Source organism: Trichocoleus desertorum AS-A10, assembly GCF_039962155.1.
In the GTDB taxonomy this organism is placed as follows: Bacteria; Cyanobacteriota; Cyanobacteriia; order FACHB-46; family FACHB-46; genus Trichocoleus.
The window spans coordinates 145,926-160,032 of sequence record NZ_JAMPKN010000013.1 but is presented as its reverse complement, the minus strand read 5'-3'; the positions used below and the strand labels follow the sequence as shown (position 1 = coordinate 160,032).

The following is a 14,107-nucleotide window of genomic DNA, read 5'->3' as shown; positions in this document are numbered from 1 at the left end:
GTAATTTCGCTTTCCTTTAAAGAAGAATGAGTCTTTAGGAGTTGTGTGGTGGTAACCGATCACGAGCACGTGCGTGCTGAGAAAAGTAGAATTAGACGCAAGGATTTGATTTCTAGCCTCACCATTGGTATTCTGCTCGGAATTATTGGTGGCCTTCCAATCGGTTGGTTTGCGCACCGGGTTTACTTCCAGCAGAGAACGGCACAGGTGTTGCTTTGTCGCCAAAACCATATTGGGCAACCAGAAGTTGAATTGAAATCACTGTGCGGCTCAGTTTATTAATGGTCTAGTTGTTTAACTGGTTGAGTTAACTGGTTTAGCTGGCTGGATAGAGGCGATCGCCTGTAGCAGGATCAAAAATAAATAGTTGAGCGAAGTCGATTTGGAGGCTCAAGCGATCGCCCGGACGAATCCGAATTTTCGGGCTCACTTGCAGGTTAACCACTTGAGCGGCTGAGCTAGTAGGCTGGGTTGGCAAAACTGCTCGGATCAAAATTTCTCGTCCGAGCGGTTCTACAGTGCTCACTTCAACCGTGAAGTGTTGAGCCTCTGATGCAGACACCAGTTGTAAATGCTCTGGACGGATGCCTAGCTCAACCGACTGGCCTAGAGACAACGGCAGATGAGCTGTAATAGCGGAAGGGCAAGTAAATGATTGACCTGCCAGGTGAAAAGCACCATCCTCGAAGGTTGCAGACAGGATGTTCATGGGTGGATTGCCTAGAAACGTCGCCACCATTCGATTAGTCGGACGACCATAAATAGTTTGGGGATCACCAATCTGCTGAATGCGGCCTTGCTTTAGTACCACAATTTGGTCAGCCAACGTCATGGCTTCCACTTGATCGTGGGTGACATAGATCGTAGTGATGCCCAAGCGTTGATGAAGTTGCTTTAGTTCAGCCCGTGTGTCATCTCGCAACTGAGCATCCAAGTTAGAAAGCGGCTCATCAAGTAAAAAAACTTGCGGCTTACGAGCGATCGCGCGTCCCAATGCTACCCGTTGTTGTTGACCGCCAGAAAGTTGCTTGGGTTTTCGATCGAGCAAGTGGGCAATATCCAGCGATCGCGCTACAGATTCGACTCGTTCTTGAATGGTTTGGGAGTCGGTTTTACGCATCTTCAGCCCAAAAGCCAGATTTTCCGCCACGCTCATGTGTGGGTATAGCGCATAATTCTGAAACACCATTGCCACGTCGCGCTGACGAGCAGGCACTTTATTGACCAAGCGATCGCCAATGTAGAGATTGCCTGAAGTCGCTGATTCTAAACCCGCAATGGTTCGCAGAATCGTAGATTTGCCACAGCCCGATGGCCCCACCATCACCCAAAACTCACCATCAGGCACCTCAAAGGTGATGTCTGCGATCGCCACTGCCTCTTTAAATTGTCGGGTAATTCCCTCTAAGCGCACCTTTGCCATTGTCTGCCCAACTTGTTCTCTCGATTTGCCCCATTGCGATCGCACTTTAGCTCAAAATCACTTTTCAAAATCTACTTTGTTGAATCATTAGTTGAATCATTGGAAGTCTCGCTGAAACCCATCCCCTCCACTGTGTTTCTTCTGGATGATGCTTTTTAGTCACAGAGTTGTTTCCTTGTAAGTACTTCAGACCGTTCTTTAGCACTTAAAAACTGATTCATGATGATGCGAAAATTAAAGCGCTTCCTCTTGGCATGGAGCGTTAGTTTGCTACTGGCGATCGCCAGCTTTTCCTGGGTAGCTCCTGTTCAAGCTGGCCCAATGCCCATTGACGATCAAGGCCAGTCCAAAACTCAACTTTCAGCTCGCGATATTTTTCGAGACGCTTATGAACAGCGCTATACCTGGAACGAAAAATTCCCAGGATATCAAGCGGAAGTTTCTTTGAAATATGACGGGCAGTTGTATCACGGGTTAGCGCAAGTCAGTCCAGATTTCCAAGTTACAGTCAAAAATATGGATGACCCAAACGTGAGCCAGTTGGTTAAAAATCAACTGCAAATGGAGATCATTCATCGTAGGCAGGTTGCTTTTGGCAATCGCCATGACCAAGACACATATGCTCTCGCCGGAACGGACAAAGACGGAGCGTTTGAAATTCAAGAAACGGGTGATAACGGCGAGTCTCGATACAAAGTCCGTGACAAAAAAATTGTCCAGGTGAATCGCACCCTTGGCAGCATGGCAGTGACGGTCGATAGCTTGGAGTTCATTACACCTGCCGGAGGCTACCTCACCGAGCACTTCCAAACCACTTTCCGCGATCCTAAAGGGAAAGAAGTGTTGCTGACCCAAGATGTCACCGATTCCCACGAGAAGATCGGCAATTATTATCTGCTGACCAATCGCACGATTCGTAGTTCTGATCCCAAACAACCAGAGCAACTAAACGAGGCGGATACTCTGATTCGGTTCAACAACATTCAGCCTTTGCGCCGAGCGTAGCAGTCTCTTAGAATAGAAGTAGAGTGAAACTCAAGATTTTCAGGGGTGATCCTAAGCGTTGGGAGCTGCGATCGCCCCTTGTCCAAGCATTTCGGTGTCCAACCTCTCATAAAGGTGGGCGGCTTTCTCACCACGTCCTCACCTCAATAAAACTTTCATGCCTCAGTCGGGTAAGCTAGAATTATTACATCTTCTTTACAGGAAGATTTAAGCTTCTTGCGGGAAAAATTAATACAAGAAGCCTTGAATTTCTAGAATCCTAGCTCTTTATTCCTTAACGCTGGAACTCCTCTATGTCTCTCCCCATCCGCAATGTCGCCATCATTGCCCACGTTGACCACGGCAAAACTACCCTTGTCGATGCACTGCTCAAACAAGCTGGCACATTCCGTGAAGGAGAAGACGTTCCGGATTGCGTCATGGACTCCAACGACTTGGAGCGAGAGCGTGGCATTACCATTTTGTCGAAGAACACTGCGGTTCGCTACAAAGAAACCCTAATCAACATTGTTGACACCCCAGGCCACGCTGACTTTGGTGGTGAAGTCGAGCGAGTCCTCGGCATGGTGGATGGCTGTCTACTGATCGTAGATGCTAACGAAGGCCCCATGCCTCAAACCCGCTTCGTACTGAAGAAAGCCCTGGAAAAAGGCTTGCGCCCCATCGTACTAGTCAACAAAATCGACCGTCCACGGGCTGACCCCCACGCTGCAGTCGACAAAGTATTGGATCTGTTCCTAGAACTCGGTGCAGATGACGATCAGTGCGACTTCCCTTACCTGTTCGCTTCAGGGTTGGAAGGTTACGCCAAAGAAACCCTAGAAGAAGAAGGCGTAGACATGCAGCCTCTCTTCAATGCCTTCTTGCGCCACGTTCCACCTCCGGTTGGCGATGCCAGCAAGTCTCTGCAGTTGCAAGTCACCACGCTGGACTACTCTGAGTACGTGGGACGAATTGTAATTGGCAAAATCCACAACGGTACGATTCGCGTTGGGCAGCAAGCTGCACTGGTTACAGAGACAGGTGAGATCGTTAAGGCCAAAATCAGCAAGTTGATGGGCTTTGAAGGTCTGAAGCGGATTGATATCGAAGAAGCAACCGCAGGTAACCTCGTAGCAGTTGCGGGCTTTGCCAATGCCAACATCGGTGAAACCATTACTTGTCCCAACGAACCCCAAGCACTGCCGCTGATCAAGGTAGACGAACCTACCTTACAGATGACCTTCTCGGTGAACGACTCACCTTTTGCGGGTCAGGAAGGCAACTTCGTTACCTCTCGTCAAGTGCGCGATCGCCTGATGCGGGAACTAGAAACCAACGTAGCCCTCCGGGTTGAAGAAACTGATTCTCCCGATCGCTTTCTGGTTTCGGGTCGGGGTGAACTACACCTCGGCATTTTGATCGAAACCATGCGCCGAGAAGGCTATGAGTTCCAAGTATCTCAGCCACAGGTAATTTACCGCGAAGTTAGTGGGCAACCCTGTGAACCGTTTGAGAACTTGGTGCTTGACGTGCCCGAAGAAGCCGTGGGTAGCTGTATCGAGCGTTTGGGCCAGCGCCGAGCTGAAATGCAAAATATGATGGTGAGCCCCAACGGTCGCACCCAGCTAGAATTTGTAGTGCCTGCTCGTGGTTTGGTAGGCTTTCGGGGTGAGTTCATGCGGCTGACCCGTGGGGAAGGCATCATGAACCACAGCTTCCTCGACTATCGTCCTTTGGGTGGCGATATTGAAGCCCGCCGTAATGGGGTGCTGATTGCCTTTGAGGAAGGAACCGCTACCTTCTACGCCATGAAGAACGCAGAAGATCGGGGTTCATTCTTCATCACGCCGGGTACCAAGGTGTACAAAGGCATGATTGTGGGTGAGCACAACCGCCAGCAAGACCTAGACCTCAATATCTGTAAAAGCAAGCAACTCACCAACCACCGAGCTTCAGGCGGTGAAGAATTGGTGCAGTTGCAAGCGCCGATCGATATGAGCCTAGAGCGGGCATTGGAATATATTGGTCCCGACGAATTGGTGGAAGTCACCCCCAAATCGATTCGGCTCCGTAAAGTCACAAAGAAGCTAGCCAAGCGCTAATTTCTAGGCGATCGCTAAACCAACCAAAACCATTGAAGGGCGTGCAGTCAGCTGTACGCCTTTTTTCTATGCAGTAGTCAGAGAAAATACGATCAGGTGAGCTGCCTCCATGAATTTATATAAATAGGTAGATGCCAATTTACTAGATTACGTATTTTCTCGGTAACTTTAGGAACTAAGTTAGTGAATTCTATAGTCACGGTCAGAAATAGTTTTAACTGTCAGTCACCTAGAACGACGCTGAATAGCACCCCAGTTCACTACCAAGGAAAAGCCAATCTATGAGAGACAAGCTTCGAGAGCTTATTGGGCAGCCCAATGTTTGGCTCTGTCTCGGCGGTACGAATACTTGGATCAAAAACGTCCAAATTCTTGACGTCACGAACAAGACGGTTACGTTCCGTTACGAGGACGAAACCGAAAGAGAAAAGCGGCTCTGGGAAAAAACGACCCGGATTAAAAATATCACCGAAGTGGAAGTCAAACTGGTAGCCTATCCCAAAGACACTCAAAGAGTGGCTCACATTAGAGGGAAGCTCTCCAATCTTCTACAGCAAGAGCTAGAGCAAGAGTAAAAGAGCATTGTCCTTCAGTTTCTCCATCGCTGAATTTATGCCGTGAAAAGTTCACGCTTGGGCTAGGGCTTGCCTGTCTCAATTCCACCTCAGAGTATATTTCTGACTGAGCGATCGCGCTGACTTACAGATTTTCGATCGCTGTACAAACTCTCTAGAAAGCTATTAAAAAAGTCGAGGTGGGATCAATCCCCTCGACTTTTTGCATTGTTTGGAAGCTGCGGAAGGAGCTACAAACGTTACGGGTTCAAGTCTTGAAAAATAATTTGAGTCGCGACTTCTTCTGGAGTCGGAGGTGGTGCGGCGGCTACGGTTTCGGCTGGCTTGGGCGGTGTAGCGGCTGTTTCGGCTCTCTGAAATTGTTGTTGATGCAGGGCGATCGCTTTAGCAATGGCTTGCTGCCGCCGTTCTTGATCGCTCGAAATGCTGTAGACGTTGTTGCCTAGGCCAGGAGCATTCCACTGACCTGTATTTGGGTTCAGGAACGACCGCGTCCTAGCCCACAATACGGCTTCCGAACCGCGTAGGCCCATTTTGTGAGCAGCTTCTAGCCAGTCAATATACCCGCCGCGATCAAGAGCTGCTAAGGGAGCTTGATTGGCTAAATCGATCGCGTTTAGTTCCTCTTCTAGCGTTAACTGCATGCCCTTAGCTGCCGCTTGCTGTCGGACCATCTTTGTTTGTTTGGCTAATCGCTTGAGCTGCTTTTCATCAGCTTCTTCGGGAGAACGAGCACCATGCTGGTAAGAAAAAGAGCCGAGATTCCAAACACCATTACCTGGATCGACATGCCCGTAATAGGCACTGGTGCGATCGCCTGCGGGAGTTCGGGTACCTTCGGCGCTACCCACCGCTTTGGCGACTAAGGAATTGGCTCCCCCAGTGAACAAGCTAGCTGCATCTACAGGAGCTGATTGCGCCGCAGTGACGATGCTCGAAGAAGCTGCGGGAGGTTCTACTGTAGGTGCTGGTTGGCTAGTCTGGGCTTGAGTCGTGGTTGTGGTGGGTGCCAAAGCAAAACTTAACTCGCTGGAGCCTGCAACTTCTGGTGGAGGGGCGATCGCGATTGCAGGTTGCTCGGCGTGGTGCAGGACTGCGGGAGAGGATAACTGATTGGCGGAAAGGCTAAAGTCTAGGTTGGTATCATCTGCTTGTGCAGCCTGAGCTGTCCCCAGCGTAACCACAAGCAAGCTGGCCGCAACCAAAGGGTGTTGTTTCATGGTTGTTTAAGCGTTCGTTCTAGAATGTTGCGAGAAGGTTCTACGAAGGCCCAAGTCCCATTGGGTTGTTTGCGTAGAGCGGCAAATTGTAAATAATCTCCGCTGCCTAGAGGTTGGCCTTGCCGTACCTCTCCAAATCGAGGCTGCTTCAGTCCACATAGGCGAAATAGATAGGCAGGTACTTCATCGCTGGAAAACAACACACAGCTGCCTTGGTAAGGTTGAGTCAATCCGGTAAAAGGAGCGAACACGGTTTTGCCGCTAAGCGCGATCGAAATATCGCCCAGCCCTCCTGTGACCGAGTAGCCTGCGATCGCGCTGCCTGGTTGGAGTTCCCAGGTTTGGGCCAACTGGATTTTTTTAGGAATTAACTCTGTCGTTTGCTGCCGTGAGCATCCGAGGCGCAAGAGAACCAAAATGGCGATCGCCCCGGCAAACCTAACGAAAACTAAACCGATACCCCGCATACTCATTGCCCTCGTACAAAATCACTAACCAAGTTTGCGGGTCAAACTCTAAGGGATAAGCTTCCCGCTCGGCATTCACACCCGCACGCACTTCTAGCTTGGGCAGCTTGCAGTAGGGAGCCTTAAGAATGCCTTGCACTTTGCTTTTCGGGTCACGCTCTGGAACGGTGAGGAGTCTGGCTAATTGTTCTCTAGAGAGGGCCGCCTTGGACTGCACAATTTCTTGACAAACTTCGCCATGATTTTTGGCTTTAACGGCTCCATGCAGATCTAGTAACAAACTAAGAACTGCAACCACAAATCCACCCAAGAGCAAGGGCTTGAACAGGAATTTCAAATCTGGCCTGTGAAAAGGATTGCGTTTCATCTCTCCCCCAGCGCTGGTAACGGGTTAACTCTAGACACGTGAATTGCTCCTCACCACGCCACCTGACCTGTTATTTCAGGCATTAAAGTCGGCCTCCTAGCAGCAAACCAATGACAACCAACAACAACCGATAGCCCCAAACAGAGCTAACCGCTGACTTGAAAACAGCTTGATGAGTGGTTAGCATGACTGCCCCTGCCACTAGCAGCACTACGGGAAACCAAAGAACGGGGTATGTATGGATGAGCATTTGCAGTCCCACTCTCACGGCTGCGGCGATCGCTACCCACACCGCCGCGTCACTGAGTAGAGCAGGCATACCGGTGGGTAACTTAACGGCAGCGCTGAGCCAACGACGCACTTGGCGCAGCCGACGATAGCGCTGAATCGCCTTTAACTGTTTGTGGCGCATCTGAGATCTACTCGCTGTGGTAGTTGGTTCTACACAACGAGGACGGAGGCGATCGCTCGCTTTCCGCCGATGCCTCAGCCGTCGCAATAGCTGAGCGGTTGAAGCAGCATTTTGCTGAGATTGGGTTAGGCTGGCGTCTGGCGAATTGACTAAAGCAATATCCTGAGGAACCGCTGCGATCGCCTGTTCAGACTGCGTTTGACTCAGAGTGACTGCGTGGCTCGGCTCTTGGTCCATGGTTTCAGGAGACTCTAGGTAGGTTTTCTGAGTCATGGTTTTGAGCTGGGCCATCGCCGCTCTTAGCTCAGCAGATAACTGCTCAACTAGAACTGCTTGCGCCTCAATTTGCCTCGCTACATCTGCTGATAAAGCTGGATCTGCACCCGAAACTTTGGGCTTAACGCGCGAACTATGCAGCGGATTGGATGAGGCTACAGTTGAGGGAGACATTTCGGCCAGAGGCGGCACAGATTCAACCATCTGACTTTGGGATTTTTCGATCGCAGTAGCTCGGCTCACTGCATGAGCTAGCTGAATCATCCGACTCGCTGGGAGCGATGGAGATTGCTTCAGTTGGCTGCGTCCGGTCCAGGTTCTAGTTTTTCGAATGGGAGCAGGCTCTTTCATGGCACTAGGGGGTAGCTGACTGCACATTATTAGGATAAACGCTTTAATAGTACTTTTGTACTATTAAATGCCAAGAATATACTATAAAACCTGGGGCAATGTCAGCCGTATTTCAGCCTGCGATCGCTGTTTTTATGAACTTTGGCCGGTGAAACCTATGGTTTTTAACCCTAAAACGGTTCTGAGTGCTGCTAAATACAGTACTGATAGTGACATTAGGCGCAAAATTAAGAGCATTCTTAACCCTGTGTGGAAAAACTATGCTTGATCAGTCGCAGATCCGCTTCTAGAACGGGAACCTTAGCTATAGCTTTCCTAACGTTGCTCCTGAGATTAAGTCACCAGCGCTATGTATGCTCAAGCCATCAAAATTCTGCTCGTAGAAGACAGTCTGACTGACGCGACCTTCTTACAAAAGATTTTGCAAATTGAAACCAGTGTTGCTGCTTGGGAAGTGGTGCATGTAACGCAACTGAGCGATACGCTCACCTATTTACGCGAAGACGAATGTGACGTTGTACTCCTAGATCTTTTCCTACCCGACGAGCAAGGCTTGGCTACTCTACAACAAGTTCATGCCACTGCTCCCAACACCCCAATTGTGGTCTTGACAGGACTTGATGATGAAGCGATCGCGATTGAGACGCTGCGGCAAGGCGCTCAAGACTATCTCGTTAAGGGTCAAATTGAAGTTAACTTACTGGTACGAGCAATTCGCTACGCCATTGAGCGTAGTCAAACTCTAAAGATTATGCAGCGGCAGTCAGCAGCCATTGAAGCCGCGAGTGATGGGGTGGCAATTCTCAATCAAGATGAGCAATTCATCTACCTCAACCAAGCCTATGCCGAGATCTATGGCTACGACAGCCCCGCGGAGCTACTCGGCCAGACTTGGAGACTTGTCTACGATGACAATGACTTGAAAGGGATGGCTCGTCGCGCCGCTTTAGATTTACAAGCTAAAGGGTCTTGGCGAGGCGAGGTAATCGCTAAAAAGCAAGATGGTGAGAAGTTCTACCAAGAGTTGTCACTAACCGCAATCGACAAGGATGGTTTCATTTGCATCGTCCGGGATGTCACCGAACGCAAGCGGGTGGAGGAAGCACTACAATTTACGCAATTTACCGTGAACCATGCGGCGGAAGCCGTAATTTGGACTGGGCCGGATGCTAGTTTCGTGTACGTCAATGAAGCAGCGTGCCAAATGCTGGGCTACTCCCAAGGCGAACTGCTAGTGATGACAATATTTGATATTGCCCCTGATGCCTCGCCTGAGAGTTGGCAAGAAGATTGGTCCCAGCTCAAGCAACAAGGCTCCTATACACTAGAGGCGTGGAACCGCCGTAAAGACGGGTATCTATTTCCGGTTGAAGTGACTCGGAACTACCTAGAATTTCGGGGCCGAGAGTATAACTGTGCCTTCATGCGCGACATTACCCAGCGCAAACAATTTGAACAAGCTTTGCGGGAGAGTGAACAGCGGTTTCGGTTGCTAGCCGAAAACTCAACCGATATGATTTCGCAGCACACCCCTGACGGTACGTTTCTCTACGTTTCGCCTGCCTGTCATACCCTTCTAGGGTATAAACCTGAAGAACTCTTAGGCAAATCTGCCTACGATTATCATCATCCGGATGATGTTGATGCCGTACGCCTCGTCCATACCAATATTCTAGAGCTGCCAGAAACTTACTCAGTGTCTTATCGTTTTCGGCATCAGCAAGGACATTACCTCTGGCTAGAATCTACCGCCAAAACCATTCGATCTTCAGAAACTCAAACCATTCAAGAAATCCAAATTTCTTCTCGTGATATTACCGAACGTAAGCGGGCAGAAGTTGATATTTATAACGCTCTAGCCAAGGAAAAAGAGCTGAGCCAGCTCAAGTCTAGTTTTGTCTCTATGGTTTCGCACGAATTCCGCAATCCACTTAGCGCGATCGTCCTATCGAGCGAATTACTAGAACGTTATACCCAAAAAGCGAGTGAAGAGCAGAAAACGAAATATTTCAAGCGAATTCATGCGGCTACAAAACGGATGACTGAGTTGCTGGACGAGGTTTTAATCATTGGTCGAGCCGAAGCGGGCCAACTGAAGTGCCAGCCGATGCCGTTGTTACTGGAAGAATTCTGCCAAGAGTTGGTAGATGAACTGCGCCTCAGTATCGGTCAACAGTACCAGCTCGTGTTCACTAGTACAGGCCGTCATGCAACCGAGGCTTGTATGGATGAAAATTTGCTGCGGCATATCTTGGGGAATTTAATTTCTAATGCTGCTAAATACTCTCCTGCGAACAGCACGATTCACTTGAACTTGATTTACGAGAATGACCTTGTAGTTTTTCAGATCCAAGATCAAGGGATTGGGATTCCGGAAGAAGACCAACAACGGCTGTTTGACTCATTTTATCGAGCCACTAATGTAGGAACAATTCCAGGAACAGGACTAGGGCTGGCGATTGTGAAGAAATGTGTAGATGCTCATCACGGTCAAGTTGAGGTCACCAGTCAATTAGATGCAGGAACCAAGTTTACTGTCACGTTGCCGCTGCATAGCTCAGCGCCTGCCTGCACAATTCCTTTGGATATCCCAGAGTTTGATCAGGCCCCAGATTTAGCCTAAGGAATGGAAATAGAGTAGAGTAAGCGATCGACGATCGCCCGTCCTCGTTGACCCCTAGCAGGAATGATGCGATGTGACAGGACGTAGGGGGCCAAAAACTTGACATCGTCAGGAATCACATAATCACGGTCATCTAGAAAGGCTAGAGCTTGTGCGGCCCGTTGCAGGGCGACAGTTCCCCGTGGACTTACCCCCAAAGTAATTTCCTCATCTTCGCGGGTCGCTCGTACCAAGTTCAAAATGTATTGCTGCAAAGAAGGCTCTACTTTGACCGCAGAACATAACCGTCGTAACTCCTGAATATCTTCTAGCGATAAACAAGGTTGCAATTCGTTGACGCTAACTCCAGATTGCAAGCGTTGTAGCATCTGCAATTCTTCTTGTTCACTCGGATAACCCAGGGTCAGGGAGAGGGCAAAGCGGTCCATCTGGGCTTCGGGGAGTGGAAATGTACCTTGGTACTCAACTGGGTTTTGGGTGGCAATGACAAAAAACGGGCTAGGAACAGGCCGAGAAGTCCCATCTACTGTTACCTGTCGTTCTTCCATGACTTCTAGTAGCGCTGACTGAGTACGCGGCGTGGCCCGGTTAATTTCGTCAGTGAGTAGCACGTTCGCAAAGACAGGTCCTGGCAGAAACTCAAATTCACCAGAGCGGGGATTCCAAATATTAGTGCCTGTGACATCGCTGGGCAACAGATCCGGGGTGCATTGCAAGCGCTGAAATTTGCCGTCAATGGAGCGAGCTAAAGACTTAGCTAGCAGGGTTTTACCCACCCCCGGAACATCCTCTAGCAAGGCATGACCTCCAGAAATGAGCGCGACTAAAACTAATCGGATGGCTTCGGCTTTCCCGACAATCGTCTGACTGAGATTTTGAGTTAGCCGTTCGATACGCTCTCGCATGACTGGTTGTTGCTCCCTAAGGATGACCCTTGATTGATCATGTCAGGATTTTCCCTAAGTGAGGATGGGAAGTTTACTGGATTTACTGCCTCAATGCTCACTCAGGGCTGATCGATAGACGTTGGCGCTCAGAGATTGGCTTAGGCATCCGTCCTAAAACTGAGTCTTAGAAGTCTAGTCCTAGACACTTGGTGCAGTAGCCAAGAGCGATCGCGCTGATAAGCAATCTGCTTGAATCTGAGTCTTTAGCGCCTCTAAGGAAGCAAACTTTTGCTCCGGACGTAAAAAGTGCTTCAAGCTGACGATCAACGTCTGTCCATATAAATCCCCGTCCCAATCTAACAAATGGATTTCGACAGTGCGACTAATGCCATTCACTGTAGGACGGTGACCAATATTCATCACTGCCGAGCAAGGGGTCTGTAGGCCGCTCAAGGTGGAGCTTTGAACCTGCACCGCATAGACTCCGTGGCTGGGAAGAAATTTTTCGGGTGGTAGTTGGAGGTTAGCGGTGGGAAATCCAATCGTTCTACCCAATTGCTGCCCCCATACAACCTGACCCATCAAGCTGTAGGGCCGCCCCAAGAGGCGATTGGCTCGTTGCAGATCTCCGGCTTGCAAAGCTGTACGAATATTAGAACTGCTGATTCGCTCGTCTGCACAAGTGCAAAGTGGCACCGTACTAACTGCTATGCCATACGTAGCTGCGATCGCTTGTAAATCTGCGGCAGTTCCAGCGCGTTGCCGTCCGAAGCGAAAGTCAACTCCCACACTAATTTGTTGGGCCTGGAGGCGTTGGACCAGAATTTCTTCGACGAATGCTTGGGGGCTTAAATCTGCTAACTCGCGATCGAACGGTAGTAGTACAAGCTGACGAACCCCCATTGCCTGGAGTTGCAAAACCTTCTCGTTTAGGGGAGTCAGCAAAGCTCTGGGTTGCCCAGAAAAGAATTCTTGAGGGTGGGGATTGAAGGTGACGACTGTAGGGTAAGGCAGTTCAGAATTGGTTCCCGCCGCGATCGCTGAGCTAGGACTGAGCAACAGACTCTCGTTCGGCTCATCGGTCTTAAACAAATCATCCTTAAAAAAGGAAGTTGTGAGTGGCTGAACGGATGCAACGGAATTCAAGACAGGCTGAATGACCTGCCGATGCCCTCGATGAACGCCATCAAAGTTTCCTAGGGCAACAGCGGTTGGTGTTAAGACGGATGTTAGCGAAGAAGTAACCCACACGCTTTACATTTTTACACGTAGCGAGAGCTTGTGAACGCAAAGATTTTAGCTGACTTCAGGGGTCTCGCAGTAGAGGCCGTTAAGCGGAGGCAGAGATGGTTGCTTCAGCGACTGATTCTGGTGCTAACTCTGCTTCGGGCAACGTAACCGCAGTAGTGATCTGAATTGATAAGCCTTCCCAAGCCATGAGACTATTCGGAAAAACTCGTGCGACCTGTTCACCGACCTGATCAAGGAAATCATCGCTGTGGACTGGGTCGTGGTGGAAGATGACCAGCTTTTTGACGCCTGCTGCTTTGGCAATTTTGACGGCTTCTTGCCAAGTGGAATGGCCCCAGCCAACCTTACTGGTCTTGGGTGAGTGGTATTCTTCGTCGGTATAAGTAGCGTCGTAAATCAAAACATCCGCTTCTCTAGCCAACCAGAGCACATTCTCATCTAGGCGGTCTGGAAAATGCTCCGTATCGGTGACGTAAGCGACTGCATGATCTTTCCAAGAAACCCGATAACCAATGGCTTCCCCAGGGTGATTGAGCGGCGCATTTTCGATCGTAATATCGTCGATTTGCAGAGGCTGACCAACGTCAATGCTTTGAAAATCAAGCTCCGCTCCCATCACTTGTAATGGCACCGGAAAGTTGGGATGCAACATTTGATCATTCAAGCGCTGCTCCACATCTGAGCCATTTGGGGCGATCGCTCCATAGATATGAAAGCGATTGCCTTTAATAAAGGCAGGGGTAAAGAACGGAAAGCCCTGAATATGGTCCCAATGGGAGTGCGTAAAAAACATGTAGGCTTCTACAGGCATAGCGGATAACATGCTTTGCCCTAGAACCCGGAGGCCAGTGCCGCCATCAAAAATCAAGCGCTGACCATTGATGCGCATTTCAACGCAAGGTGTATTGCCGCCGTAACGAACCGTTTCAGATCCAGGGCAAGCAATACTGCCCCTGACTCCCCAAAAATTAACTGTAAATTGGTTGTGCATGCTCTAGCTGAACTTGATTGCCGATTAATGCGGAGTCCTCTCACGCCCGATGGCTCACTAACCTCACCCTGGATACTGCGAACAGTGAAATCTATAAATAATTTAGTTTGGAGAAACTCCCTATGATTCCAACTTAATCAAAATTGTTCCCTCTGGTAGTGATCGAAGCCCTATT

At 49.5% G+C, this 14,107-nt stretch carries 13 protein-coding genes; 5 read left to right on the top strand and 8 right to left on the bottom strand.

The features are described 5' to 3' along the window. Nucleotides 1-48: 48 nt before the first annotated feature. Nucleotides 49-282, top strand: a complete 234-nt coding sequence (locus NDA01_RS17885) for a hypothetical protein (RefSeq protein ID WP_190558453.1) — start codon at nucleotides 49-51, stop codon at nucleotides 280-282. Between the two features lie 34 nt (nucleotides 283-316). On the opposite strand, the gene NDA01_RS17880 is transcribed toward NDA01_RS17885, so the two are convergent. Continuing rightward, nucleotides 317-1,468 (bottom strand): ABC transporter ATP-binding protein, encoded by a 1,152-nt coding sequence (locus NDA01_RS17880; protein ID WP_431193436.1) that lies wholly within the window; start codon nucleotides 1,466-1,468, stop codon nucleotides 317-319. Nucleotides 1,469-1,642: 174 nt separating this feature from the next. Between NDA01_RS17880 and NDA01_RS17875 the strand changes: the two genes are divergently transcribed. The 3 genes from NDA01_RS17875 (at nucleotide 1,643) to NDA01_RS17865 (ending at nucleotide 5,087) form a co-directional block, all read left to right on the top strand. Next, nucleotides 1,643-2,428 carry a DUF3386 family protein gene (locus NDA01_RS17875; RefSeq protein WP_348229004.1) on the top strand — a complete coding sequence of 262 codons (786 nt, stop codon included), beginning with the start codon at nucleotides 1,643-1,645 and terminating at the stop codon, nucleotides 2,426-2,428. 293 nt (nucleotides 2,429-2,721) lie between these two features. Next, a complete protein-coding gene (typA, locus tag NDA01_RS17870) occupies nucleotides 2,722-4,512 on the top strand; it encodes a translational GTPase TypA (protein ID WP_190439047.1) in 1,791 nt (596 codons plus the stop codon). A 281-nt stretch (nucleotides 4,513-4,793) separates the two neighbouring features. After that, nucleotides 4,794-5,087: a DUF6679 family protein gene (locus tag NDA01_RS17865; protein ID WP_190439045.1), complete on the top strand. Its 294-nt coding sequence runs from the start codon at nucleotides 4,794-4,796 to the stop codon at nucleotides 5,085-5,087. 239 nt (nucleotides 5,088-5,326) lie between these two features. Here the strand turns inward: NDA01_RS17865 and NDA01_RS17860 are convergent, their stop codons facing one another. From NDA01_RS17860 to NDA01_RS17845, 4 genes are all read right to left on the bottom strand, one after another. Further along, a complete protein-coding gene (locus NDA01_RS17860; RefSeq protein ID WP_348229003.1) occupies nucleotides 5,327-6,307 on the bottom strand; it encodes a hypothetical protein in 981 nt (326 codons plus the stop codon). Next, nucleotides 6,304-6,780, bottom strand: a complete 477-nt coding sequence (locus tag NDA01_RS17855; protein ID WP_348229002.1) for a hypothetical protein — start codon at nucleotides 6,778-6,780, stop codon at nucleotides 6,304-6,306. The genes NDA01_RS17860 and NDA01_RS17855 overlap by 4 nt, the downstream gene beginning before the upstream one ends. Next, the gene (locus NDA01_RS17850; RefSeq protein ID WP_348229001.1) at nucleotides 6,746-7,141 is read right to left on the bottom strand and encodes a hypothetical protein; all 396 of its coding nucleotides are present in this window, start codon (nucleotides 7,139-7,141) and stop codon (nucleotides 6,746-6,748) included. Before NDA01_RS17850 ends, NDA01_RS17855 begins: the two co-directional genes overlap by 35 nt. An 82-nt stretch (nucleotides 7,142-7,223) precedes the next feature. Further along, entirely contained in the window at nucleotides 7,224-8,180 is a 957-nt protein-coding gene (locus tag NDA01_RS17845) for a hypothetical protein (protein WP_348229000.1), read from the bottom strand. Nucleotides 8,181-8,529: 349 nt separating this feature from the next. Here NDA01_RS17845 and NDA01_RS17840 point away from each other — a divergent pair, with 349 nt between their 5' ends. Continuing rightward, nucleotides 8,530-10,803 carry a hybrid sensor histidine kinase/response regulator gene (locus NDA01_RS17840; RefSeq protein WP_348228999.1) on the top strand — a complete coding sequence of 758 codons (2,274 nt, stop codon included), beginning with the start codon at nucleotides 8,530-8,532 and terminating at the stop codon, nucleotides 10,801-10,803. Here NDA01_RS17840 and NDA01_RS17835 read toward each other — a convergent pair. The 3 genes from NDA01_RS17835 to NDA01_RS17825 all read right to left on the bottom strand — a co-directional run bounded on the left by NDA01_RS17835 (nucleotide 10,800) and on the right by NDA01_RS17825 (nucleotide 13,932). After that, nucleotides 10,800-11,708 (bottom strand): AAA family ATPase, encoded by a 909-nt coding sequence (locus NDA01_RS17835; RefSeq protein WP_190439029.1) that lies wholly within the window; start codon nucleotides 11,706-11,708, stop codon nucleotides 10,800-10,802. The two genes, NDA01_RS17840 and NDA01_RS17835, sit on opposite strands and share 4 nt — an antisense overlap. 180 nt (nucleotides 11,709-11,888) lie before the next feature. Next, nucleotides 11,889-12,941: a bifunctional riboflavin kinase/FAD synthetase gene (locus tag NDA01_RS17830; RefSeq protein ID WP_348228998.1), complete on the bottom strand. Its 1,053-nt coding sequence runs from the start codon at nucleotides 12,939-12,941 to the stop codon at nucleotides 11,889-11,891. Between the two features lie 79 nt (nucleotides 12,942-13,020). Beyond that, the gene (locus NDA01_RS17825) at nucleotides 13,021-13,932 is read right to left on the bottom strand and encodes an MBL fold metallo-hydrolase (RefSeq protein ID WP_348228997.1); all 912 of its coding nucleotides are present in this window, start codon (nucleotides 13,930-13,932) and stop codon (nucleotides 13,021-13,023) included. Between the last annotated feature and the right edge of the window lie 175 nt (nucleotides 13,933-14,107).

Excerpts from the sequence above, each read along its gene's own strand:
- NDA01_RS17860 (WP_348229003.1), bottom strand. The coding sequence starts at position 6,307 with ATGAAACAACACCCTTTGGTTGCGGCCAGCTTGCTTGTGGTTACGCTG.
- typA (WP_190439047.1), top strand. The coding sequence starts at position 2,722 with ATGTCTCTCCCCATCCGCAATGTCGCCATCATTGCCCACGTTGACCAC.
- NDA01_RS17865 (WP_190439045.1), top strand. The coding sequence starts at position 4,794 with ATGAGAGACAAGCTTCGAGAGCTTATTGGGCAGCCCAATGTTTGGCTC.
- NDA01_RS17845 (WP_348229000.1), bottom strand. The coding sequence starts at position 8,180 with ATGAAAGAGCCTGCTCCCATTCGAAAAACTAGAACCTGGACCGGACGC.
- NDA01_RS17850 (WP_348229001.1), bottom strand. The coding sequence starts at position 7,141 with ATGAAACGCAATCCTTTTCACAGGCCAGATTTGAAATTCCTGTTCAAG.
- NDA01_RS17825 (WP_348228997.1), bottom strand. The coding sequence starts at position 13,932 with ATGCACAACCAATTTACAGTTAATTTTTGGGGAGTCAGGGGCAGTATT.
- NDA01_RS17875 (WP_348229004.1), top strand. The coding sequence starts at position 1,643 with ATGATGATGCGAAAATTAAAGCGCTTCCTCTTGGCATGGAGCGTTAGT.
- NDA01_RS17840 (WP_348228999.1), top strand. The coding sequence starts at position 8,530 with ATGTATGCTCAAGCCATCAAAATTCTGCTCGTAGAAGACAGTCTGACT.
- NDA01_RS17835 (WP_190439029.1), bottom strand. The coding sequence starts at position 11,708 with ATGCGAGAGCGTATCGAACGGCTAACTCAAAATCTCAGTCAGACGATT.
- NDA01_RS17855 (WP_348229002.1), bottom strand. The coding sequence starts at position 6,780 with ATGAGTATGCGGGGTATCGGTTTAGTTTTCGTTAGGTTTGCCGGGGCG.